Source organism: Actinopolymorpha rutila, assembly GCF_013407855.1.
Taxonomy (GTDB): Bacteria; Actinomycetota; Actinomycetes; order Propionibacteriales; family Actinopolymorphaceae; genus Actinopolymorpha; species Actinopolymorpha rutila.
The window spans coordinates 6,363,956-6,387,769 of record NZ_JACBZH010000001.1 but is presented as its reverse complement, the minus strand read 5'-3'; the positions used below and the strand labels follow the sequence as shown (position 1 = coordinate 6,387,769).

The 23,814-nt window shown below is 70.8% G+C and carries 19 protein-coding genes; 10 read left to right on the top strand and 9 right to left on the bottom strand.

Features of this window, described 5'->3' with window-relative positions:
• Positions 1-140: 140 nt before the first annotated feature.
• From F4554_RS28665 to F4554_RS28655, 3 genes are all read left to right on the top strand, one after another.
• Positions 141-1,880 (top strand): cellulase family glycosylhydrolase, encoded by a 1,740-nt coding sequence (locus tag F4554_RS28665; protein WP_179790718.1) that lies wholly within the window; start codon positions 141-143, stop codon positions 1,878-1,880.
• Between the two features lie 105 nt (positions 1,881-1,985).
• Complete coding sequence (locus tag F4554_RS28660) at positions 1,986-3,632, top strand: hypothetical protein (protein WP_202889497.1); 1,647 nt, start codon at positions 1,986-1,988, stop codon at positions 3,630-3,632.
• A gap of 27 nt (positions 3,633-3,659) precedes the next feature.
• Positions 3,660-5,156, top strand: coding sequence for a hypothetical protein (locus F4554_RS28655; RefSeq protein WP_179790716.1), 1,497 nt, complete (start codon positions 3,660-3,662; stop codon positions 5,154-5,156).
• A 24-nt stretch (positions 5,157-5,180) separates the two neighbouring features.
• Here F4554_RS28655 and F4554_RS28650 read toward each other — a convergent pair whose 3' ends face one another.
• Positions 5,181-6,416, bottom strand: a complete 1,236-nt coding sequence (locus tag F4554_RS28650; protein WP_179790714.1) for an MFS transporter — start codon at positions 6,414-6,416, stop codon at positions 5,181-5,183.
• Positions 6,413-6,973: an ArsR/SmtB family transcription factor gene (locus tag F4554_RS28645; protein ID WP_179790712.1), complete on the bottom strand. Its 561-nt coding sequence runs from the start codon at positions 6,971-6,973 to the stop codon at positions 6,413-6,415. Before F4554_RS28645 ends, F4554_RS28650 begins: the two co-directional genes overlap by 4 nt.
• 181 nt (positions 6,974-7,154) lie before the next feature.
• Between F4554_RS28645 and F4554_RS28640 the strand changes: the two genes are divergently transcribed.
• Together F4554_RS28640 and F4554_RS28635 are read left to right on the top strand one after the other, a co-directional pair.
• Positions 7,155-7,787, top strand: a complete 633-nt coding sequence (locus F4554_RS28640; protein ID WP_179790711.1) for a cysteine hydrolase family protein — start codon at positions 7,155-7,157, stop codon at positions 7,785-7,787.
• A gap of 43 nt (positions 7,788-7,830) precedes the next feature.
• Positions 7,831-8,631 carry a class I SAM-dependent methyltransferase gene (locus F4554_RS28635; RefSeq protein ID WP_179790709.1) on the top strand — a complete coding sequence of 267 codons (801 nt, stop codon included), beginning with the start codon at positions 7,831-7,833 and terminating at the stop codon, positions 8,629-8,631.
• 4 nt (positions 8,632-8,635) lie between these two features.
• On the opposite strand, the gene F4554_RS28630 is transcribed toward F4554_RS28635, so the two are convergent.
• The gene (locus tag F4554_RS28630; RefSeq protein ID WP_179790707.1) at positions 8,636-9,724 is read right to left on the bottom strand and encodes a mandelate racemase/muconate lactonizing enzyme family protein; all 1,089 of its coding nucleotides are present in this window, start codon (positions 9,722-9,724) and stop codon (positions 8,636-8,638) included.
• Between the two features lie 113 nt (positions 9,725-9,837).
• Here F4554_RS28630 and F4554_RS28625 point away from each other — a divergent pair, with 113 nt between their 5' ends.
• Both F4554_RS28625 and F4554_RS28620 read left to right on the top strand, forming a co-directional pair.
• Complete coding sequence (locus F4554_RS28625; protein ID WP_179790706.1) at positions 9,838-10,605, top strand: glucose 1-dehydrogenase; 768 nt, start codon at positions 9,838-9,840, stop codon at positions 10,603-10,605.
• A gap of 193 nt (positions 10,606-10,798) precedes the next feature.
• The gene (locus F4554_RS28620; RefSeq protein ID WP_179790704.1) at positions 10,799-11,623 is read left to right on the top strand and encodes a phytanoyl-CoA dioxygenase family protein; all 825 of its coding nucleotides are present in this window, start codon (positions 10,799-10,801) and stop codon (positions 11,621-11,623) included.
• Here the strand turns inward: F4554_RS28620 and F4554_RS28615 are convergent, their stop codons facing one another.
• The 5 genes from F4554_RS28615 to F4554_RS28595 are packed head-to-tail and all read right to left on the bottom strand — an operon-like array spanning position 11,624 to position 17,308.
• Positions 11,624-12,637 carry an ABC transporter ATP-binding protein gene (locus F4554_RS28615; RefSeq protein ID WP_179790702.1) on the bottom strand — a complete coding sequence of 338 codons (1,014 nt, stop codon included), beginning with the start codon at positions 12,635-12,637 and terminating at the stop codon, positions 11,624-11,626.
• Positions 12,634-13,656: an oligopeptide/dipeptide ABC transporter ATP-binding protein gene (locus F4554_RS28610; protein WP_179790700.1), complete on the bottom strand. Its 1,023-nt coding sequence runs from the start codon at positions 13,654-13,656 to the stop codon at positions 12,634-12,636. The genes F4554_RS28615 and F4554_RS28610 overlap by 4 nt, the downstream gene beginning before the upstream one ends.
• Positions 13,631-14,635: an ABC transporter permease gene (locus tag F4554_RS28605; RefSeq protein ID WP_179790698.1), complete on the bottom strand. Its 1,005-nt coding sequence runs from the start codon at positions 14,633-14,635 to the stop codon at positions 13,631-13,633. Before F4554_RS28605 ends, F4554_RS28610 begins: the two co-directional genes overlap by 26 nt.
• On the bottom strand, positions 14,635-15,621 hold the full coding sequence (locus tag F4554_RS28600) for an ABC transporter permease (protein ID WP_179790696.1): 987 nt from the start codon (positions 15,619-15,621) through the stop codon (positions 14,635-14,637). Before F4554_RS28600 ends, F4554_RS28605 begins: the two co-directional genes overlap by 1 nt.
• Positions 15,622-15,634: 13 nt before the next feature.
• On the bottom strand, positions 15,635-17,308 hold the full coding sequence (locus F4554_RS28595; protein ID WP_179790694.1) for an ABC transporter substrate-binding protein: 1,674 nt from the start codon (positions 17,306-17,308) through the stop codon (positions 15,635-15,637).
• A gap of 346 nt (positions 17,309-17,654) precedes the next feature.
• On the opposite strand from F4554_RS28595, the gene F4554_RS28590 reads away from it, so the two are divergent.
• Positions 17,655-18,968 carry an ROK family protein gene (locus F4554_RS28590; RefSeq protein WP_179790693.1) on the top strand — a complete coding sequence of 438 codons (1,314 nt, stop codon included), beginning with the start codon at positions 17,655-17,657 and terminating at the stop codon, positions 18,966-18,968.
• Here F4554_RS28590 and F4554_RS28585 read toward each other — a convergent pair.
• Positions 18,919-20,061 carry a tartrate dehydrogenase gene (locus tag F4554_RS28585; RefSeq protein ID WP_179790691.1) on the bottom strand — a complete coding sequence of 381 codons (1,143 nt, stop codon included), beginning with the start codon at positions 20,059-20,061 and terminating at the stop codon, positions 18,919-18,921. The genes F4554_RS28590 and F4554_RS28585 overlap by 50 nt on opposite strands.
• Here F4554_RS28585 and F4554_RS28580 point away from each other — a divergent pair.
• Together F4554_RS28580 and F4554_RS28575 are read left to right on the top strand one after the other, a co-directional pair.
• Positions 20,048-21,931 (top strand): ABC transporter ATP-binding protein, encoded by a 1,884-nt coding sequence (locus F4554_RS28580; RefSeq protein ID WP_337796238.1) that lies wholly within the window; start codon positions 20,048-20,050, stop codon positions 21,929-21,931. The genes F4554_RS28585 and F4554_RS28580 overlap by 14 nt on opposite strands.
• Positions 21,924-23,801: an ABC transporter ATP-binding protein gene (locus tag F4554_RS28575; RefSeq protein ID WP_238341430.1), complete on the top strand. Its 1,878-nt coding sequence runs from the start codon at positions 21,924-21,926 to the stop codon at positions 23,799-23,801. The genes F4554_RS28580 and F4554_RS28575 overlap by 8 nt, the downstream gene beginning before the upstream one ends.
• The last annotated feature ends 13 nt before the right edge of the window (positions 23,802-23,814 follow it).

Sequence of the window (23,814 nt, the reverse complement as noted above, 5' to 3'; positions counted from 1 at the left end):
GGCCGGGTCCGGCCGTCCTGGAACGTCGTGACCCCTGGAACAGGCGGGTAAGCGTAACTACGCTCCCCGGCTGTCGGGTGCCCCGGAGAGGGTCGCGCAGTTTGGGGCCGCAGCAGGGTCCACCAGAAAGGTCGTGCCGCATGTTCGGACGCAGCAGGCAGGCCCTCGTCGCGGTGTTCACGATCGCACTGGCCCTCGCGTTGTCGTCCGCCGGCGGACCTGCTCTCGCCCAGGGACGTGCCATGTCCACGAACGCCGTGCCCGCCGACGCCGTGCCCGCCAACGACCTGCAGTCCTACGTCGACGCCATGCAACCGGGCTGGAACCTCGGCAACACCTTCGACTCCACCGGCCCGGACGAGACGTCGTGGGGGAATCCCCGGGTGACGAAGCAGTTCCTGCAGAAGCTGAAGGCACAGGGCTACCGCAGCATCCGGATCCCGGTGACGTGGTACCAGCACATGGGACCCGCGCCGGACTACACGATCGACCCGGCCTACCTGGACCGGGTGGACCAGGTCGTCGACTGGGCGTTGCAGACCGGGTTCTACGTCATGGTCAACATGCACCACGACTCCAGCACCTGGGTCATCGACATGCCGACCAAGCACGACGAGGTCATGGCGAGGTACCGCGCGGGCTGGACCCAGATCGCCGGCCGGCTACGGGACGAGCCCGACCGGCTGATGCTGGAGAGCATCAACGAGCCGCGGTTCTCCGGCGACTGGAACGCCGACGCACCGGAGTACTTCCAGTGGCTGGACGAACTGAACACGACGTTCCACCAGATCGTGCGTGACTCCGGCGGGCGCAACGCCGATCGTCCGCTGGTGCTGCCCACGCTCACCGGCTCACCGTCGCAGGCCCGCCTGGACGAGTTGAAGAAGACCATCGACAAACTGCACGACAACCGGATCATCGCCACCGTGCACTACTACGGGTACTACCCGTTCAGCGTGAACATCGCCGGTGGCACCCGCTTCGACGACGCCGCGAGGCAGGACCTGACCGACGCCTTCGACCGGGTGCACGACACCCTGGTCGCGGCCGGCATCCCGGTGGTGGTCGGGGAGTACGGCCTGCTGGGCTTCGACAAGAACACCGGAACGATCGAGCAGGGCGAGAAGCTGAAGTTCTTCGAGTACCTCGGCTACTACGCCCGGCAGCAGCACCTCACCACGATGTTGTGGGACAACGGCCAGCACTTCGACCGGGTCGCCTACCAGTGGCGCGACACCGACCTGTACGACGTCATGCGGACGAGCTGGATCGGCCGGTCCTCCACCGCGACCAGCGATCTGGTGTTCGTGGACAAGGACGCCGCACCCGCCGACCAGTCGGTCACCCTGAACCTCAACGGCAACCGGCTGGTGCGGATCGAGTACGCCGGACGGACCCTGCGGGCCGGGCGCGACTACGTGCTGAACGGCGACCGGTTGACGTTCCGTGCGGGGCTGCTGGCGTCCCTGACCGCCGACGGTGACTACGGCACGAACGCCGTGCTGACCGCGAGGTTCTCCGCCGGCTCGGCCTGGAAGTTCGAGGTCGTCGTCGCGGACCGGCCCGTGCTGGCGGCGGCGAGCGGTACGTCCGGCACGTTCGCCGTGCCGACCGCGTTCAACGGCGACCGGCTGGCCACGATGGAGGCCGTCTACCCCGACGGGAGCAACGCCGGACCGGCGAACTGGACGTCGTACAAGGAGTTCGGCGCGTCCTTCACTCCGGCGTACGACACAAACGAGATCAGGCTGCTGCCCGCGTTCTTCGCCGAACTGAAGGACGGGGTGGTGAACCTGCGATTCCACTTCTGGAGCGGTGCGGTCGTCGACTACACGCTGACCAAGCAAGGTACGAGCATCACCGGGGCGCCAACGGAGTGAGCCCGGAGCGAGCCCGGAGTGAGCCCGGAATCGAGGCGTCGGCGTTCGGCCGGTGCGGCGGCGTGTGCGCGCCCGCCTACCGGGTGCGACCGTTAGGCTCGGGCCATGATCTTCAACGGGGGCTGCGGTCGGTGGACGGGCGCGGCCCGGGCGATCCCTGCCCGGAGTCGCTCGCGTCTGCTGATGGCCGTGCTCGTCGGCGTGCTGGCGGTCGCCGGGTGTACATCGGGGGCGACGGAGCAGCGTGGCGATGCAGGTGGCGGCCCGAAGGCGGGCGCGGGGGCCGACGCGGGTGGCAATGCCGACGCGGGTCCGAAGCAGGTGCAGGCCGTCACCGCCGTGCCGAAGGATGCGACCACGGTGGTCGCCGGAACGACCGCGGCACAGCTGGCACTCGGCGCGAGCCGGGCTCTCTATCAGCGGTCACCGGCCGCGGTCCTGGTTGCCGACGGTGACCGGGCCGGCCTGACCAGGGCCACCGAGACCGCCGAACGGCTCGGTGTACCCCTGCTGGTCACTCCGGCGGCCGGAGGCGGTGCCACCGGAAGCAGTGCGGCCGGAGACGCGGTGCGCGCCGAGCTGAGCCGGCTGAAGGTACGCACGGTCCTGCCGGTGGGTGCCAGGGCCACAGCGTGGGCGCGGCAGCATCCAGCCGCGTCGCCGTCGCCGACGGTGGCACCGAACGCGTCCGGCGACGCCGTGGCCGGGATCCACCCGCCCGCCCCGCTGAAGGATCTGGTGGTCCTCGCACTCGACCAGCCCGCAGGCCAGGCGGCCACGGCGACTGCGCGCGCCGGCGGTGCGCGGGTGGTGCGGACCAGCACCGCCGACCCGCGCGCCGACGGCAGTGCGATCACCGCACTGGCGAAGGACGGTGCGTCCCGGGTCCTCGCGCTGGGCAGCGCGTTCGGGCCCGCCGACCGGCTGCGCGCCCGGGTCGACGTGGCCGCGACCGGCGTCCAGTTGCCCGGCGGAGGCCAGGTGCTGTTCCCCGGCCGGCGCATGGTGGCGCTCTACGGCCACCCGGGCAGCTCGGCGCTCGGCTCGCTCGGGCAGCAGCCGCTCGCCGACGCCATCGCCCGGGCCAAGCGGGTCGCGGCCGACTACCAGCCGCTGAGCAAGGAGAAGGTCGTACCCGCCTTCGAAATCATCACCACCGTGTCCTCCGCCTCCGCCGGATCCGACGGCAACTACTCCAGCGAGACGCCGGTGGACACGCTGCGGCCGTGGGTCGAGGCCGCGCACCGTGAGGGTCTGTACGTCGTGCTGGATCTGCAGCCCGGCTACACCGACTTCCTGACCCAGGCCAAGCGGTACGCCCCACTGCTCAAGCTGCCGAACGTCGGCCTGGCGCTGGACCCGGAGTGGCGGCTCGAGCCGCCCCAGCGGCCGATGAAGGTGATCGGTTCGGTCGACGCGGCCGAGGTCAACCGAACGGCCGAATGGCTGGCCGGCTTCACCCGGGAGCACCACCTGCCGCAGAAGCTGCTCATGCTGCACCAGTTCAGGCTCGACATGATCTCGGACCGGTCCGCGGTGCACACCGGCTACGACGACGTCCAGGTCCTCATCCACGCCGACGGCTTCGGCACTCCCGGCGAGAAGTTCGAAACCTGGAACAAGCTGCACCGCAACGCGCCGGCCGACGTGCGGTGGGGATGGAAGAACTTCTACCGTGCGGACAGCCCGACGTTCACTCCGCAGGAGACCATGGAGGTCAGCCCGGCCCCGGTCTTCGTCTCCTACCAGTGACCGGTCGATGATCGGTAAGGTCGTGCCGTGATCCGCAGGGGTGCCCTCGCCGCGTGCGCCGCGGGGGTCGCCCTGTTTGCCTCGGGTGTGCTCGCCGCGTGCGGCGTCACCTCCGCACCGTCCGGCGCGACCGCCCGGCCGAGCACTCCGGCCGTGTCGACGCCGAGCACTGCTCCGGCCTCGAGCCTCGACTGCCGGCCGACCGTCGCGCCCACGCCGTCGCCTCCCGCCGACGTGGCGCGGATCGTCGCCGTCAGAGACGAGGACTGTGACCTCACCCCCGGGGGCGCGCCCGCGCGGTTCGGGGTCGAGGTGACCAACCCGACCGGACATGCCGTACGCGCCGGGCTGTCGTTCACCTTCTCCTGGGGCCTGAAGGCGGACGAGCTGCGGCTGGAGTACCACGACAGCGCCGGGTGGCACCGGACGGCGATGAAGTGGATCAATCCGGAGGAACCCGAGCTGCTCTACAACGCGCCGGTGCCGGTGCGCCTGCGGCCGCACGAGACGCGCACCTACCGTTTACGGGTCGGCGTACCGAAGGCCTACCAGCCCGAGTACGGCCTGGTGACGTTCTCCGCCATCGCCGGGCTGGACCTCGGCGACAAGGGACACCGCACCGACTCCAGTGCCCCCGGGCCGGTGTTCGCGCTCAACCCGCCCATGGGCAGTCCTGTCAACCTGACCTTGCCCCGGAGGCAGGTGACGCTCGGCGGCGCCCCGGTCGAGTTCACCGCCACCGTCGACAACGCCACCGGTCGCTCGTTCCGCCGAGCGGGTCTCGACTTCGGCATCGACTTCGCGGCGGCCGACCACCTGCGGCTGGACGTACGCCGTGGCGGCGGCTGGCACCGGCTCACGCTACGGCGCGGGGTGGACGAGCACAGTGTCCTGGCATCACCGACCGCCGACTTCGCGGTACCGGCCGGCTATCACCACAGGTACCGCTTCCGGCTCACGCTCCGGCCCGGTGCCGTACAGACCGATCCGCTGCTGTCGTTCTCGCTGCGGGACCGGACCCGGCCCGGCTCCAACGCCCTGCCGAGCGAGGGCGCGGAGCTCGGTACGGCGTACCGCAAGCTGCACATGGCTCTGCCGACCGTCTGGACCAGGGGACCCAGAGGGGTGAAGCCGGGGACCACCGCGCGTCTGGCAGTCGGTTTCGCCAACGGCACCAGCGTCTCGCTGCCACCTGTCCACCTCCGGTTGACGGTGACGAACCCGGCGTCCGCCGACTGGTTCACCATGAGCTTCCGGCCGTCCGGCAGCGCGGGGCCGTGGACGACCCTGCCCGTCCGCGCGGTTCCCCACGAGTTCCACATCTGGACGGTGGACCTGCCCGCGCCGCGGCCGGGCGGCGTGCCTGCCGGGTTCCGCGCGGACTACGACGTCCGGCTGAACCTGTCCCGCTGGGACTTCGACGCCGGCAACCTGGTGGCCGTGCAGGGAGAGATCCTGCTCGCGGACGGCACGCTGGTGGCGGGCCTGCCGTCGGAGAATGACCTCATCCTCGGCATCGAGTAGGGGGACTGCCCACGCGCCCGGAGCTCAGCCCCGGGCCGCCGGAATCCGGGCTCGGCGCAGCCCGCGTACCGACGAGTCGGCGACGGTGAGCGCCACGACGACGGCGAGGAGCACGGCGCCGCCCACGATCACCCCCGACTCGCCGAACACCGCGGCCAGCGGGCCCGCCAGCAGTTGGCCCACCGGGACCGCGAGCATCGAGCCCAGGGCGTCGTAGGAAGCGACCCGGGACAGCCGGTCGGTCGGGACGTTCTCCTGCAGAGCGGTCTCCCAGCCGATGCCGAACAGGTCGGTGCCCACCCCGACCAGGAAGCCGACCACTAGCAGCGGCGCGAGGGTGGGCGACAACCCCAGCAGCAGAAGCTCGAACACGGCGACCCCGCAGCCGAGCATGCCGACCACGAGCGGCCGGCGCGGCCGCCAGCGCAGCATCACCAGCGCGCCGACCACCAGGCCCACGCCGCTGGCCGACTGCAACAGCCCCCAGCCCACCGCACCGAAGGTCTCGTCGGCGATGACCGGGCCGAGGGTCTGGAAGGCCCCGGCGGTCACCGCGTTGAACACGCAGAACGCCGCGACGATCACCCACACCCAGCGCCTGGACACGAACTCCTGCCAGCCCACCCGCAGGTCGGTCCAGGTGGAGGACCGCTGCTGGGCTTCGCGGGGAACCCCGGCCAGCCGCAGCCGGGAGATCAGTAACGCCGCCACGCCGAACGTCACCGCGTCCACGGCCAGGCCCCAACCGGGCCCGAGGAAACCGACCAGCGCGCCGCCCACCGCCCCGCCGCCGATCATGGTGACGTTGCGGCTGAGGCCGTTCAGCGCGTTCGCCTGCTGGAGTTCGGACCGGTTCACCAGCTGTGGGAGCAACCCCTGCAGTGCGGGGAACGTGAACGCCGCGGCCGCGCCGTTGACCGCCTCGATCGTGGCGATCTGCCACACCTCGGCCGTACCCGTGAGCAGCAGGAACGCCGCCAGCGACTGGGTGAGCAGGCAGACCACGTTGGCCGAGACGAGTACGACGTCGCGGCGGAACCGGTCGGCGACCACGCCGCCGAACAACACCAGCACGACCATCGGGATCGTCCGGGCGGCGAGCACCACGCCCAGGGTCGCGGGGGAGTGAGTGAGGTCGAGCACCGCGAACGCCACCGCGATCGGCGCGATCGCGCTGCCCAGCAGGGTGGCGAACCGGGCGCCGAGGAAGTAACGGAAGCGCTGGTGGCGCAGCGGCGCCAGCGAATGCCGGTCGATCATCGCCTGTTCTCCCGTCGCGCCAGCTCGAACAGCGCCATGGTCGCGTTGACGCGCATCGTGCCGGACGTGCGTGCCCGGCGGGCGTTCGTGTGCAGAAGGTTGGACGCCTCGGCGGCCAGGGCCACCACCTGTTGCCAGGTCTCGGGTTCGACCCACAGTTCGGCGTCGGTGAGGAGCACCGGATGCTCGGTGCGGACCTGGTGGTGCGCGCGCCGGACGAGTTCGTCCGCGATGGCCTGCCAGACCGGCAACTGCTCGAGGTCGACCTCGCCGGTCGGCGCCGTCGTCGCGGGCGACCCGGGTGAGCCGGGAGTCCCGGGTGCGCGGAGGAGATAGCGGTAACGCTTAGCCACCCCGCCGCGGACGTTCTCCTCACCGGCCGGCTCCAGCATGCCGGCGGCCACCAGCAGCCGCAGGTGGTAGGAGGCGTTGGCGTGGGTGATGTCCAGCTCCTGGGCGAGCTCGGCCGCCGACATGGCCGCGCCGGTGAGCAGCGACAGCATGCGCAGCCGGACCGGGTGGGCCACGGCCCGCATGCTCTTGATCTCCGAGGGCATGCCGGGAACCTAGCGTCTCGACGTTCGACCGTCAAATGATTCTTGGGGGGTATGACGCGGCCGGGCGACTTCAGCTTGTAACCCGTTCCGGTGCACGAGTTCACGCAGCGGTAACCCCGGCTTCCTAACGTCCGAGGGAAGTCGTCGCAGAACCTGCCACTCACCTGGGGAAGGTGGCGCCATGAGAGCGCTCGTCGTCATCGACATGCAGAACGGCTTCTGTCATCCGGAGGGATCACTCGCGCACGTGGGGATGAAGCTCGCCGACGTGGACCAGGCCGTACGGACCACCGCCGAGGTGGTCGCCGACGCCCGCCGCAACAGCGCGCCCGTGATCTTCACCCGGCACGTCTACCGGCCCGGGCGCGCCGACGAGGGAACCAGCGCCGCCCGGCTGAACCCCCGGCTCGCGCAGTTGAACGGCCTGGTCGCTGGCACCTGGGACGACGAGCTGATGGCCGAGCTCGGCGCCCTGCCGGACGACCTGACGGTCGACAAGGTGCGCTTCGACGCGTTCCTGTGGACGTCGCTGGACCCGCTGCTGCGCGGGCTCGGCGTCACCGAACTCGTGTTCGCCGGCGTCGTCACCAACATCGGCGTGGAGTCGACGGTCCGGTCGGCGTTCATGCACGACTACGAGGTGACGGTGCTGTCCGACTGCTGCGCGGCCCAGACGCCGCGGCTGCACGAGATCTCGCTGGAGGCGCTGGACGCGTGCGGCCTGGCGACGGTCACCTCCTTCGACGCCGGGTTCACCTTCGCCCGGGAGAAGACGCTGGAGGTGCCGGCAGCGGCGATGCCCACGGTCGCCTGAAAAGGCGGTGCTCTCGCGGTGGGTCCGCTGACATGATGGCCCGATGTCCGACGATCGGCGGCTGAGGACCACCTTCGACGAGGCGGCGGTTTCGTACCAGTCGGCCCGTCCCGACTACCCCGGGCAGTTGTACGCCGACCTGCTCGACGTCACCCACCTGAAGCCGGCGGACCACCTGCTGGAGGTGGGCTGTGGCCCGGGCAAGGCCACCTTGCCTCTCGCCCGCGCGGGCTTCGCGATCACGGCCGTGGAGCTGGGGCCCGCGCTGGCCGAGCAGGCCCGGCACAACCTGGCCGGCTTCGCCGACGTCGAGGTCGTGACCGCGTCCTTCGAGGAGTGGCCCGGCCCGGCCGACGGGACGCGGTTCGGTCTCGTCTACGCCGCGACGGCCTGGTCCTGGGTCGACCCGGCGGTGAAGTACGCCAGGGCCGCGGAGCTGCTGCGGCCGGGCGGGCACCTCGCGGTGTGGAACGCCGTGCACGGCTTTCCGGCGGGCTACGACCCGTTCTTCGAGCAGATCCAGGAGGTGTACGTCGAACTCGGCGAGGACAAGCCCGGCGACCAGTGGCCCCCGCCTCCGCCGGAGGCCGCGCCGGACCTGGCGGGCGAGTTCGAGGAGTCGGGCCACTTCGAGCCGGTGGCGGTACGACGATACGTGTGGGGACGCCGCTACACCGCCGACGAGTACATCGCCTTGCTGGACACGTTCTCCGGCCACATCGCGATGGGGCCGGTGAAGCGGGACCGGCTGTACGGCGAGATCCGCCGCCGGCTCGCGGTCCGTCCCGACGGCCGGCTCACCCGCCATTGGTCGTCTGTACTCACCGTCGGCCGCCGCCGCTGAATCCTCACGCCACCCGGCGATTGTCGATCGCGTCCGGATCCCACACGATGCCGAGCCCGGGTGTGTCCGGCGCGACCGCGTGCCCGTCGACGATCCGGAGCTCCTCGGTGGTGATCGCGCGTAGCTGTGGGATGTGCTCGACGTAGGAGCCGTTCGGCACCGCGGCGGCGAGGCTCACGTGCAACTCCATCAGGAAGTGCGGCGCCACCGCGACGTTGAACGCCTCGGCCAGGTGGGCGACCTTCAACCAGGGCGTGATTCCGCCGATCCGGGCCACGTCGACCTGCACGATGCCGGCCGCGCCCGCCTCGAGGTAGCCGCGGAACTGCCCGAGGGAGTACAGCGACTCGCCCACCGCGACCGGGACCGAACTCGCCCGGGCGAGCAGCGCGTGGCCGGAGACGTCGTCGGCCGGCAGCGGCTCCTCGAACCACGCGACGTCCAGGTCCTCGAACGCCCTTGCCCGCCGGGTCGCGCCGGCTACTGTCAACGACTGGTTGGCATCGACCATGATCTCCATGCCGGGCCCGAGTTCGGTCCGGACGGCGGCGATGCGGGCGACGTCCTCGGAGACGCGGGGCTTGCCCACCTTGAGCTTCACCCCGAACAACCCGGCGTCGCGGGAGGCGGCTGCGCCGGCGACGAGTTCCTCGGCCGGCAGGTGCAGCCAGCCGCCCTCGGTGTCGTAGACGGGTACCTGCTGCCGGAACCCGCCGGCCATCCGCCACAGGGGTTCACCGGCACGCCGGCAGCGTACGTCCCACAGCGCGGTGTCGACGGCGGCGAGGGCGAGCGCGGTGATGACGCCGATGCTGGTCGCCCGGGTAACGGCGTACAGGTCGTTCCACCGCGCCTCGATGTCGCCGGCCTCGGTGCCCACCAGCCGCGGCAGCAGGTCGTGCCGCAGCAACGCGAGGACGGCGTGCCCGCCGGTGCCGATCGTGTAGCTGTAGCCCAGACCGGTGTGGCCGTCGTCGGTGGTGATCTCGACGAACACCGTTTCCTGCTTGACGAAGGACTGCACCGCATCGGTGCGGGGGGTCTCCACCTCCAGGTCGACGAGGTACGCCGACGCGCTGACCACCTTGCTCATCCGTTCCTCCACTGGCTCCGGCTGCGGCCGTTCCGACGGTACCGGCACCCCTGACCAGAAGACAGCGGGCCGGATAGCTTTGGGATGGAGTCCGGCCAACGGAAGGACAGCACGTGGACGTCTTCGACAGCTTCAGCCTCGCGGGCCGCAAGGCCCTGGTCACCGGCGGCAACCGCGGCCTGGGCAGAGCCTTCACGGTCGCGCTGGCCCAGGCCGGCGCCGAGGTCGCCTTCGTCTCCCGGCACGCCGACCGCAACAAGCGGGCCGCCACGGAACTGGCCGAAAACGGCGTACGCGCGGTGCCGATCACCGGGGACATCACCGTCGCCGCCGACGTGGACCGGGCGGTGGAGGAGGCCGTCACAGCACTCGGCGGCCTGGACATCCTGGTCAACAACGCGGGGGTGTGCTACCACGCGCCGTCGTGGGAGGTCACCGACGAGGAGTGGGACGAGGTGTTCGACCTCAACGTCCGCGCGCTGTGGCGGTGCTGCCGGGTCGCCGGCCGCCACATGGCGGCCAACGGAGGCGGCTCGATCGTCAACGTGGGTTCGATTTCCGGCATCATCGTCAACCGCCCGCAGTGGCAGCCCGCCTACAACGCGTCGAAGGCGGCCGTGCACCAGCTGACGAAGTCGCTGGCGGCGGAGTGGGCGTCGCACGGCATCCGGGTCAACGCGCTCGCGCCCGGTTACGTCAACACCGAGATGGCGCCGGTGGACCGGCCGGAGTTCCGTCGGCAGTGGATCGAGGACGCCCCGCAGCAGCGGTACGCCTCGCCTGAGGAGATCGCGCCCAGCGTGGTGTACCTCGCCAGCCCGGCGGCATCCTTCATGACCGGGTCGGTGCTCGTCGTCGACGGCGGCTACACCGTCTTCTGAGGGGTCCGTGCCCGCACGGGGCGTCCGATGGCGGACGACCGGACGATCCGGGAAGCAGGGCGGAGGATGCTGGAGGCGCGCCCGGATCCTCCGCGCCTAGGGTCGGTGGCGAAACGACGCTGCACAGCCGTGCGCATGCCGGTGCACGTGGTCGAGGTGATCGACAAGCTCGGCCGAAGAGAGGTGGAGACCTGTGGAACGAAAGCAGCCGACCCCGCTGGACGACTTCCTGTTCGACCTTCGTGGTTACCTCGTGCTGAAGAACGCCGTGGAGCCGGACCTGCTGGCCGACCTCAACCACGAGTTCGACAACTTCCCCGAACTCGCACCCGGCCAGTGGTGGGGCAACGCGCAGCGCCGCGACTACACCGACGAGACCGGCTTCGAGCTGCACAACTGCGTCGAGGCCGGCGAGCCGTTCGAGCGCCTCGTCGACCACCCGTCCTGGATCAGCCTGGTCACACACTTCGCCGGTGAGGAGAAGTGTTACGTGGAAGGCGTCTTCGTCGACGAGTGCATCGCCTCCATCCGGACCTCCGGTGGGCACCACCCGGTGCACAGCGGCGGCTTCCAGGGTGCCATGCGCGGTGCCTTCCAGTACAAGAACGGCGTGTTCCGCTGCGGCCAGGTGAACATCATCGTGGCGCTCACCGACGTGGGTGAGGGCGACGGCGCCACGATGGTCGTCCCGGGCAGCCACAAGTCCAACTTCACCCACCCGCTGGCCGGTGACTACGCGGCCGGGGACCGGATGGACACCCTCGAGGGCGCGATCCCGTTGTACCTGAACAAGGGCGACGCGCTGTTGTTCGTGGACGGGTTGATGCACGGCGGCAGCAGCCGGACCAACCCGGGCGAGCGCCGGGTCCTCATCTACCGCTACGGCCCGTCGTGGGCGCGTACGAGGTTCAACTACGAGTACTCCCCGGAGCTGCTGGACCGGCTGACCCCGGACCGGCGGCGGATCCTGCAGCCGGTGGCGCCGGCCCGCCCGCCGGTTGCCCAGCCGGTGCCCTGATCAGCCGGACGTGTGCAGGGCCGCGACGTGGCAGGCCGCGGAGTGGCCCGGGGTCAGCTCGCCGAGCGGCGGTGTGACGGTCTCGCACACCGGAATCGCCAGCGGGCAACGCGGACGGAACCGGCAGCCCTCCTCGGGGTCGACGACCCGGGGCGGCTCGCCGTAGTCGTCCGGGCCGCTCTCCTCCCGCATCGCGTCCGGATCCGGTGCGGCCGACAGCAGCAGTTGGGTGTACGGATGACGCGGGTCGGCGAGCACCTGCTCGGCCGGCCCGCTCTCCACCACCTGCCCGGCGTACATCACCATCATCCGGTCGGCGACGTAGCGTGCGCTGGCCAGGTCGTGGGTGATGTAGAGGAACGACACGTCCTCCTGTTCGCGCAGCCTGGCCATCAGGTTGAGCAGGCCGATCCGGATCGAGACGTCCAGCATCGACACCGGTTCGTCGGCCAGGATCACCTCCGGCCGGCAGGCCAGCGCCGCCGCGAACCCGACCCGCTGCCGCTGCCCGCCGCTCAGCTCGTGCGGGTACTTCCGCATCACCTCACCGGGCGGGGTGAGCCCGACGAGGCCGAGCAGGCGTTCGGCCTCCTTCGTGCGCTCGGTCGTGGACAGGTCGCCGCGGTGCAGCCGCAGCGAACGCACGATCGCGTGCGAGACGGGATAGACCGGGCTCAGCGAGCTGTAGGGGTCCTGGAAGACCATCTGCACCCGGCGGCGGTAATCCAGGCGCTGCCGGCGGCCGCGCAGCGAACCCACCGGCCGGCCGTGGTAGTGGATCTCGCCCGCGGTCACCGGGTGCAGCATCGCGAGCAACCTGGCCACGGTGCTCTTGCCGCTGCCGCTCTCACCCACCAGCGCGACGATCTCGCGCCGCCCGATCGTGAGCTCCACCCCGTCCACGGCGTGCAGGGTGTTGCGGCCCAGCCGGCCGCCGACACGGAAGTGCCGGGTGAGGTTGGTGGCGCGCAGCACCGGGCCGTCCGGACGTGGTGGCGTCGACGCGGCGGTCATCGCGACTCCTGTCGTTCGGACGCGTCGGGTCCGTAGAGGTGGCAGCGGACGAGATCGGTGCCACCGACCTGGTAGGGCGGCGGGTCCTCGCGGCAGACGTCCATCACCTTCGGGCAGCGCGGCTGGAAACGGCAACCGCGCGGAGGATGGCGCAGGTCCGGCGGAGCGCCCGGGATGCCGGTCAGCTCCCGTCGCTCACCACGCAGGGAGGGGAACGCGCCGAGCAGACCCGTGCTGTACGGGTGCCGGGCGTGCGCGAACACCTCGCGGGTCGGGCCGAGCTCGACCATCTGCCCCGCGTACATGATCGCCAGCCGATCGGAGTAGTGGCTGACCAGCGACATGTCGTGGGTGACGAACAGCACCGCGAACCCGAACTCCTCCTGCAGCGCCTTCACCCGCCGCATCAGCGACCGCTGGGCCACCACGTCGAGCGCGGACGTCGGCTCGTCCATGATGATCAGGTCGGGCCGGAACACCAGCGCCATCGCGATCATCGCGCGCTGTCGCATGCCGCCGGACAGCTGGTGCGGATAGCTGGTGAGGTGGATGGGGTCGATGCCGACCAGCCGCAGCACCTCCTCCGATCGCTGCCGCATCTGTGCGGCCGGGACGCGTTCGTGCGCGGCCATCGCGTCCCGCAGTTGGGCGCCGATGCTGAGAACGGGATTGAGCGCGTTCATCGCGCTCTGCATCACCACGGAGTAGTCGCGCCAGCGGATCGGCCGCAGCTCGTCCTCGGTGAGCTGGACCATCTGGTGCCCGGCGAAGTCGACCTGCCCGGACACGATGCGCGCGGGCGGGCTGAGCAGCCGGGCCACCGCGTACAGCAAGGTGGACTTGCCGCACCCGGACTCCCCGACGATGCCGACGAACTCACCCCGGCGCACCCGCAGGCTCACGTGGTCGACCGCGCGGACCGGCTCGTGCACGCCGTAGTCCACCACCAGGTCGTCGACGTCAAGCAGTGCTTGACGCGAGTCCGGTGTGGTGTCAGGCCTGCTGGACAGTGGTTGCACCGGCCACCTCCTTCCGGTCCCCGCGAACTCGGCGCCGCCGCGGCGGGCGCAGGGCGGGGTTGCTCACCTCGTCGAAGGCGTAGTTGATCAGCGAGAAGCTGGCCCCGAGCAGGGCGATGCACAGGCCGGGCGCGAGGTCCCACAGCGGCGTTCCCGCCTGCAGGGCCTCGTTGTTCTCCGCCCAGTGCATCATGCTGCCCCAGCTGATCGAGGTGATGTCGCCGAGCCCGATGAACTGCAGGCCCGCGACCGCCAGCACGCCGTACACCGCGGCGCCGAGGAAGTTGGCCACCAGCAGTCCGGACATGGTGGGCAGGATCTCGAACACCACGGTGTAGGAGGTGCGTTCACCGCGCACCCGGGCCGCGTCCAGGAACTCCCGGTTGCGCAGCGACAGCGCCTGCGCCCGGAACTGCCGCGCGCCGTAGGCCCAGCTGGTCACCGCGATGACGCCGACCATCACCATGATGCCGCCGCCGCGGATGTAGGAGGAGATGACGATCAGCAGCGGCAGGCCCGGGATCACCAGGAAGATGTCGGTGAGCAGGGACAGCCCGTGGTCGACGAGGTTGCCGACGTACGCCGCGCCCACGCCGATGAGCGCCGACACCACGGTCGCCACCCCGCCGACGAGGAACGCGATCAGCAGCGACTGCCGGGTGCCGTACACCAGTTGGGAGAACACGTCCTGGCCGTACGTCGTGGTGCCCAGCCAGTGCGCCCCGCTGGGTCCGACGCCGCGGCCGTAGTCGGTGGCGTGCGGGTCGTACGGCGCGATCAGCGGCGCGAACACCGCGACCACGACGAACAGACCCAGTATGGCGGCGCCGGTGAGCGCCTTGGGATTGTGCGCGATCGAGCCGAGCAACTGGCCGATCGCGCTCCGGTGGCGGGTGTCGTCGTCCTGGGCGCCCGCCGCTGCCTCGACGGCGGTGTCGGTGTTGCCGGTGTCGCCGGTGTGGTTGACGTCGGTGCTCATCACGCCCTGCCTCGGGTCCGGGGATCGAGGACGTACGTCACGGCGTCGGCGATGAGGACCGAGACCAGCGTCGCGGCGGTGATGAGCAGGAACAACGCCTGCATCAACGGGTAGTCCTGCCCGGTCACCGCCTGCACCAGCAGGTAGCCGACCCCCGGGTAGGTGAACACCAGCTCCACCAGCAGTGCGCCGCTGATGACGAAGCCGAGCGACATGGCGAAGCCGGTGAGGTTGGGCAGGATCGCGTTGCGGCTGGCGTACTGCAACATGATCCGGCCGGAGGGCAGTCCCTTCGCCCGCGCCATCTTCACGTAGTCCTCCGACAGCACGCCGATCATCGTGTTGCGCATGGTGAGGATCCAGCCGCCGATGGAGGTCAGCACGATCACCGTGGCCGGCAGCAGCGCGTGCGACACGATCTGGCTGATCGTCTGCCAGTTGAGCGACAACTGGCCGGCGGTGATGTCGTACCCGAACCCGATCGGTGCCCACGGAAGCAGGACGCCGAAGACGTACAGGAACAGCAGTCCCACCCAGAAGAACGGCAGCGCACCCACCACGATGAACACCGGCGGCAGCACGCTGTCGAGCACCCCGCCGCGCCGCCAGGCCGCGACCGCGCCCAGCAGGGTGCCGAGGACGAACGCGAGGACCGTGGTGACCCCGACCAGACCCAGCGTCCACGGGATCGCGATCGAGATCACGCTGGTCACGCTGTCGGGGAAGTAGGTGATGGAGGAGCCGAAGTCGAACCTGAACACCTGGCCCCAGTAGGAGATGTACTGCTTCCACAGGGGTTCGTGCGTGTTCAGGCCCAGCATCACCTCCAGTGAGTGTCGTCGGGAACCGGTGATCTGGCCCTTCATCCGGGCCATCATCTGCTGGATCGGGTCTCCGGGCATCATCCTGGGCAGCAGGAAGTTGATGCTCACCGCTGCCCAGAACGTGACGACGAAGAACTCCAGCCGGCGGATCAGTCGGGGCATACCAGCGCCTTCGTCACTTCTGCACGGGCTTGAGGTTGAGCAGGACGACAGCCCAGTCGGGCGCGGCGTACGGCGCCGGGTTGGCGTAGGGGTTCTGCTTCGTCGGCCAGTTGGTGAACCTCGTGCTGTCCATCTGACTCCACGAGACCGACTGGGTGACCGGGATGACCGGCACCTGCTCCAGCATGACCTGCTCCAGTTGCTTGACCACGCCGATCTGGGCCTGCTGGTCGGTCATCGTGTCGTACTTGCGGATCAGGGTGTCGGTGGCGTTGTCCTTCCAGCGTTCGTAGTTGCGGCTGGTGTCCTGGCCGACGGGCTTGGCGTAGGCGCCGTAGAGGACGTCGCGGAGTTCGTAGTACGGCGTCGGGCCGGTGCTCGCCGACATGTACGCCAGGTCGAACTGTCCCTGGCTCAGCCGGCGGTTGTACTCGTTGCCGTTGAGGTTGAGCGCCTCCACCGCGACGCCGGCCTTCTTGAAGCTCGCCGTGAGCACCTGCACCGCGGCCACCCAGTCGGTGAAGCCGCCGTTGTTGATGATGCTCAGCTTGAACGGCTTGCCGTCCGGCGTCCTGAACATGCCGTCCGGCCCCTTGGTGAAGCCGGCCGCCTGGAGTTTGCTCGCCACCTTCGCCGGGTCGAAGCCGTAGTCGTACTTCGACACCGCGGCCTGGTCCAGCCAGTCCTTGAACGTGGGTGTGGGAATCGCGGCCTGGTTGGCCGGCGGCTGGTAGCCGTACATCGCGTCGCTGGACACCTTGTCCCGGTCCACGGCGTACGACAGCGCCTGGCGGACCCGCTTGTCACCCAGGTAGGGCTTGGCGCTGTTGATGCCGATGTAGACGTTGCCGCTCGGCGGATACCAGTACTTGCGGTGCGCCTTGTCCTTGGCGACCCAGTAGTTGTCGATGTTCGGTACGAACTGGCCGCCCCAGTCGCCCTTGCCCTGCGCGAGGTAGCGGTTGGCCGGCTGGTTGTCGACGAAGGCGGGGTAGAGCACCTTGTCGACCTTGGGCTTGCCCTTCTGCCAGTAGTTGGTGTTCTTTGTGTAGGTGACGGCCTGCGGCGTACACGAGCCGACGGTGTAGGGCCCGGTGCCGACAGGCTTGCGCATCATCTCCTTCACCGGGTCCTTGACCTTGCTCCACACGTGTTCGGGCAGGATCCAGGTCTGGCCGGCGATGTAGTAGAACGACGAGGTGGACACCCGCTTGAACCGGAACTTCACCGTCGTGTCGTTCACCGCGGTCACGCTGTCGAGGACGCCCTCGCCCCACAGGGCGTAGCTGTCCAGTGCGTCGTTGGCCTTGGCGGCGTTGAAGGTGTAGGCGACGTCCTTGGCGGTGAACGGCTTTCCGTCGGTCCACTTCACTCCCGACCGGGTGGTGAAGGTGAGCTCCTTGCGGTCCGGGCTCCACTTGTAGCCCGTGGCCAGCCAGGGCTTCTCCTTGCCGGTCAGGGTGTTGACGTAGATCAGTGGCTCCCACACCGCACCGGCGGTCTGCCCGGAGGCGGGCGCGTAGGGGTTGAAGTTGCAGGTCCACAACGCGCCGGAGGCGTTCACCACCGACAGCGTGCTGGCACCCGCCGAGCCGCCGCCCCCACCGGACTGCCCGCCGCAGGCGGTCGCGGCCATTGCCAGGCCGCACGCACCCACGAGAAGTCGTACAACTGCCGATCGTTTCATCGCGTCCTCACCGTCTGTGCCTGCGCGCCGGGACGGGCGTACCTGAAGAACTGGTGGAGCGGAGCTGGTACCTGAAGAACTGGTGCAGCGGAGCTGGTGGACCACAACTGGTGCAGCGGAACTGGTGGAACAGAACTGGTGCAGCGTCGGATCGATCTTGCTGTGCGTCCGAGATTCCCGCGCCGACGTGGCGATAGCAAGCCTTGTTTAGGTAAAGCCCTTGTGAAATTACTGACCGTTTCCGCCGTCCGGGGCACTGTCGGCCCGTCCCGGTCGTGATGCTGGTGACCACAGCCAGGCGGCACCGTCCATCCTGTCGAGGTTTGCCACGGAGGAGTGAGGACCCTTGCAGGTAAGCGACCCCGCGACACCGGCCCTGCTGCGGCGCATCAACGCGCGCACGGTTCTCGACACCCTGCGCGGCACCGAGGTCGACTGGAGCGTCGCGGAGGTCGCCACGAGCACCGAGCTGTCCCGGCCCACCGTCGACGCGGCGATGGCCGACCTGGTGCGGATGGGCGCCGTGGTGGAGGCGAGCGGCCCCGCGTCCGCACCTGCCCGGCCGCGACGCGGGCGCCCGGCCCGGCGGTTCTGCTTCCGTGCCGGCGCCGGCCACCTGCTCGGGGTGGACGTGGCCGAGGAGTCGGTGCACGCGGCCGTCGCCGACCTGGCCGGCGACCTGGTTGCCGAGCGCACCAGAGGCGTCGACCGCGAGGCCGGTCGCCGGTGCCGGCTGCGGGTGGTGCGGGCGACCGTTCGCGCGGTGCTGGCCGCGGCCGGCGTGCGCGCCGGCGACGTGCTGACCGCGGTGGTCGGTACGCCCGGCACGGTGGACGCCGATGCCGGCCGGGTGCGCTTCTGCACGGCGCTGCCGGAGTGGTCCGACCTGGACCTCGCCGCCTCGCTGCGGTCGGCGTTCGGCTGCCCGGTCCTGGTGGAGAACGACGCCAACCTGGCCGCGGTCGGCGAGGCGTGGCGGGGAGTGGCCGTGGGGTGCCGCGACATCGCGTTCCTGCTGCTGGGTTCTCGTACGGGCGCGGGGTTCGTGGTCGACGGGCGACTGCTGCGCGGGCACGGCGGCGGGGCCGGCGAGCTCGGCTTCCTCGACCTGTGGGAGGAGTCGCGTACGGCCCGCGGTGACGTGGCCCGGGCCAGCGCGGAACTGGTGACGGAGTTCGTCGGCTGGGGGAGCCGCAGGCCCAGCCGGCACAGCCTGCGCCGGCCCGAGGACCGGGAGAGCCTGTCGTGGGGGGTGGAGACCAGGCCGCTGATCGACGCGGCGTCCGGCGGGTCACGCGAGGCACGCGCGGCGCTGGAACGTTTCGTGGCCGGCGCGGGATACGCCCTGGTGACGGTGGCGTTGCTGGTGAGCCCGGAGCTCGTCGTCATCGGCGGCGGCACTGCGGCCGACGAGGTGCTGGTCGACCCGTTGCGCCGGATCACCCAGCGGTTGCTGCGCGGCCGGATCGCCACCCCGCCTCGGGTCGCGGCCTCGGCCCTCGGCGAGCGGGCGGTGGTGCTCGGCGCGGTCCGCCGTGGGCTGGACGACGTGGAACCCCGCCTGCTCGACTGGTTCGAGACCCGCGGTGCCGGGGATGCCGGTGCGCCGGTCAGTGCGGAGCGGGCGCCTCGCCGAGGTGTCGGGCAACCGCGGCGGTGAACTCCTCCGTGCCGGCCGTCCCGCCGAGGTCGGGCGTACGAACGCCGGCGGCGAGCACGGCCTCGAACGCCGCCACCACGTCCGCGGCGGCGGCCGGCTCACCCAGATGGTCGAGCATCATCGCACCGGCCCACAGCTGGCCGACCGGGTTGGCGACGCCCTGCCCGGCGATGTCGGGCGCGGACCCGTGCACCGGCTCGAACATCGACGGGTGGTCGCGTTCGGGATTGAGGTTGGCGCTCGGCGCGACCCCGATCGACCCGGCGATCGCGCCCGCGAGGTCGGAGAGGATGTCGCCGAACAGGTTGGACGCCACGATGACGTCGAACGCGGTCGGGGCCAGCACGAGCTTGGCCGCCATCGCGTCCACCAGGATCTTCTCCAGCCGTACGCCCGGCCGGCCGGCCAGCGTCTGCTCCACCACCTCGTCCCAGAAGGGCATGGTGTGCACGATGCCGTTGGACTTGGTGACGGAGGTGACCAGGCCGCGCCGCCCGGCGGCGAGCTCGGCCGCGAACGCCGCCACCCGGGTGATGCCGGTGCGGGTGAACACCGCCTCCTGGATCGCCGCCTCGGCCGGTTCGCCGCGGTAGATCCGCCCGCCGACCTCGGAGTACTCGCCCTCGACGTTCTCCCGGACGATCACCAGGTCCATGGTGTCCGCGCCGCGCACCGGGCTGGGCACGCCGGGCAGCGTACGCACCGGCCGGAGGTTGACGTACTGGCTGAACCTGCGCCGGATCGGGATCAGCAGGCCCCACAGGGTTTCGGTGTCGGGGATGTCCGGCGCGCCGACCGCGCCGAGGAAGATGGCGTCGTGCGCGTGCAGCCGGTCCAGGCCGTCCGGTGGCATCATCGCGCCGTGCCGGCGGTAGTGGTCCGAGCCCCAGTCGTACTCCCTCCATGCCAGCCCGAAGCCGTGGCGGGCGGCTGCGAGGTCCAGGCAACGGATCGCGGCGGGAACCACCTCGCGGCCGATGCCGTCACCGGCGATGACGGCGACGTCGTGTACGCGTGCGCCGGTGGGGTCGGCGCTAATCCCGTTGTGCCTGTCGGTGGTGGCAGTTACGGTCCTCGGCGTGTTCGCACTCATCGGGTATGCCTACCAGGTCGCCCGCCGCAACACCCTCCTGACGCTCGGCCTGGCCGTCTCCTCCTCCGTCCTCGGCGTTCTGCTCACCTACCTCGTCGGGCAGGTCGTCGGCGCGGTGCCCGACGTCGTCGCCGACAGGTCGGCGGCGATGTCCCTTGCCGGCTTCGGGTTTCTGCTCGCGGCGATGCTGGTGGTGTTCGTCGCGCAGAGCACCCTTCCCGCCCTCACCCAGGTCGCGCAGTGGAACCTCTCCAACCGGGTCTCCCGCGACATCGGCGTCCGCGTCATCGACCCGCTCCTGCGCCCCCGCCGGATCCACCACCTGGAGGACCCGCAGGTACAGGACGAGCAGGAACGCGCCAAGGGCAAGGAGGGCTACCAGGTCAGCAACGGCCTGCACACCCTGCCCGGGCTGGTGTCCAGCCGGCTCACGTTGCTGGGTTCGGCCGTACTGGTCGGCCGGACGTTCTCCTGGCCGGTCGCGGTCGTGCTGGCCGCGGTGACCTTCTTCATGGAGTGGGACCGCCGCCGGGTGGTCGAGCGCGAGATCGACTCCTGGTGGGGACTCACCGAGGGGCAGCGCCGCACGTGGTACCTCTTCGACCTCGGCATGAAGGACGCGCCCAAAGAACTACGGGTGTTCGGCCTCAACCGCTGGCTGGTCGAACGCCATCTGCGGGAGTGGCTGGACGCGATGCGGCCGGTGTGGGCGGCCCGCCGCAAGGGCACGGCGGCCGCCGCCGGTGCGGCGGTGGTGCACCTGACCGCGCACGCGGTCGCGGTGGTGCTGGTCGCCCGGGCGGCACTGGCCGGTGACCTGCCGCTGACGCAGGTGGCCACCGCGGTCCCCGCGATCCTCGCCGTCGGCATGTCGTACAACGGTTTCGCGGCCGTACAGGTGCGGCGGGCACAGACCGCCCTTCGCGCGTTGCGAGAGCTTCCGGGGTTCATCGCCGAACACCACCCCGAGCAGACCGAGGGGCGGGCGGAAGGGCAGCCGGGCCCGACGATGCGCACGCCCGACGTCGGCGCGATGCCGCGGGAGTGCGTCCGGTTCGAGAACGTCAGCTTCCGTTACCCCGGCGCCGCGGAGGGCGCGGAGGTGCTGTCCGGTCTCGACCTGGAGATCCGGGCCGGTGAGGCGCTGGCCCTCGTGGGAGTCAACGGCGCCGGAAAATCCACGCTGGTCAAGCTGCTCGCCGGCGTCTACCAGCCGACGTCGGGCCGGATCACCGTCGACGGCGTCGACCTGCGCGACCTCGACCTGGCCCGGTGGCAGCGGCGGATCGCCGCCATCGTGCAGGACTTCCTGCGGTTCCCGCTCTCGGCTGCCGACAACGTGGTGCTCGGCGCGGTCGAGCACGCCGGACCGCCGGGGCCGTCCCCGGCGGTCGACCCCGGCGACGCGGTCGGCCGGGTGGCCGCCGAGGCCGGGATCACCGACGTCGTCGCCAGGCTCCCCTCCGGCTGGAACACCGTGCTGGACAAGACCTACACCGGAGGCGTCGACCTGTCCGGCGGGGAGTGGCAGCGGGTCGCGCTGGCGCGCGCGTTGTTCGCGGTCGACGCCGGCGCCGGGGTGCTCGTGCTCGACGAGCCGGCCGCCGCGCTGGACGTCCGCGCCGAGGCCGAACTCGTCGAGCGCTACCTCGACCTGACCTCCGGCCTCACGTCGCTGATCATCTCCCACCGGTTCTCCGTCGTACGCGACGCGCACCGGATCTGCGTGCTGGAAAACGGCCGGATCGTCGAGTCGGGTACGCACGAGGAGTTGCTGGGCACCGGCGGGCGGTACGCCGACATGTTCACGTTGCAGGCCGAGCGGTACGCCGTGGCCGAGGTCGCGGAGAGGGGACCGGTCGATGTCTGAGTCCACGCAGTCCCCTGAGGACCAGAAGGCCGCGGAGGACCGGAAGGCCGCCGAGGAGAAGAAGGCCGCGGAACGCTCGCTGCCGCTGCCGGAGGCGGTGCGGGCCGTACGCCTGTGGGCGGTCACCGCCTTCCGGGCGGCCCCGCTGCTGGTCGTCGTCCAGTGCGTGCTGTCGGTTCTGCAGGCGGTGACCGCGCCGGCCCAGACGTACGGCGTGAAACTCCTCGTCGACGGGCTGACCGGGCGGGACTCGGGCACCATCGGCCTGGGCACCGCCGTCATCCTGGTCGGGTTCGCGGTGAGCTTCGTCGGGATGGTCGTCACCGGCCCGATCCAGGACACCACCGCCGAGCGGGTGGCGGGCCGGGTCTACCGCGACCTGCTCGACGTCACCGTGTCGATCCCGAGCATCACCCACCACGAGGACCCGAAGGTGGCCGACCGGCTGGAGCTGATCCGCGAGCAGGCGTGGCGGCTCGGCGTCAGCTTCGAGATGCTGCTGTTCCTGGTCGGCATCGCGGCCAACACCGTCGCGGTGCTCGGCCTGCTCGGCTCGGTGCACCCCGTACTTCTCCTGCTCCCGGTGCTCGGCCTGGGCCGGGTGTGGTCGTCCTACCGCAACATCCGCCGGGTGCAGGACGCCGTCGAGGAGGTCGCACCCCGCCACCGGATGATCGACCGGCTGATCGAGATCTCCAAGGACGCCCGCAACGGCCTGGAGGTACGGGTCTTCGGCCTGCGCCCGGTGCTGGTCGACCGGCTCGCGCGGCTGCACGACGAGGTGTTCGACATCCAGGCGACGGCGTTGCGCAAGGGTGCCCTGCTCGACGGGACGGTGCGGGCCGCCTTCGGCCTGGTCTACGCCGCCGCGATCGTGTGGGTGCTGGCCCGGGCGCGTTCGGGCCAGGTCAGCGCCGGCGACGTCGTACTCCTGATCCTGGTCGCGCCGCAGGTCGACCAGCTCGCCGGCGGCCTGGCCGGCAACGTCTACTGGATGGGCGAGATCCTGCGCAGCTTCGGCCGCTACGACTGGCTGCGGGAGTACGCCGCCCGCAACTCCTGGTCGGACAGCCGTACGCCCGCCCCGCCCCGGCTGACCGAGGGGATCACCTTCCGCGGCGTCGGGTTCCGCTACCCCGGCTCGGAGCAGGCCACCCTGCACGACGTCGACCTGACCCTGCCGGCCGGCTCGACCGTCGCGCTGGTGGGTGAGAACGGCGCCGGAAAGACCACCTTGGTGAAGCTGCTGGCCAGGCTGTACGACCCGACGACGGGGTCCATCCGCGTCGACGGCACCGACCTGCGCGACCTCGACCCGGCGGGGTGGCGGTCCCGGATCTCGGCCGGCTTCCAGGACTTCGTGAAGTTCCAGTTCACCGCCCGGGAGGTGGTGGGCATCGGCGACACCGACCGGATGGACGACGAGCGGGCGGTGGCGGCGGCGATCCGCCGCGGCGACGCCGAGGCGGTGGTGGAGAAGCTGCCCCGCGGCCTGGAGACCCAGCTGGGCAAGAAGTTCTCCGACGGGGTGGACCTGTCCGGCGGGCAGTGGCAGCGGCTGGCCCTGGCGCGGGCGTTCATGCGGGAGCGCACCCTGGTGTTGCTGCTGGACGAACCCACCGCCGCGCTCGACCCCGAGGCCGAGCACGTGTTGTTCGAACGGTTCGCGCAGGCCTCCCGGCTGGCGGCCGCGGAGACCGGTGGGGTGACCATCCTGGTGTCCCACCGGTTCTCCACCGTCCGGATGGCCGACCTGATCGTGGTGATGGCCGACGGGCGGGTCGCGGAGGTCGGCTCGCACGAGGAGCTGGTGGCCCTGGGTGGACGGTACGCCGAGCTGTTCCAGATGCAGGCCCGTGCCTACCGCTGACCAGGGGGCGAGC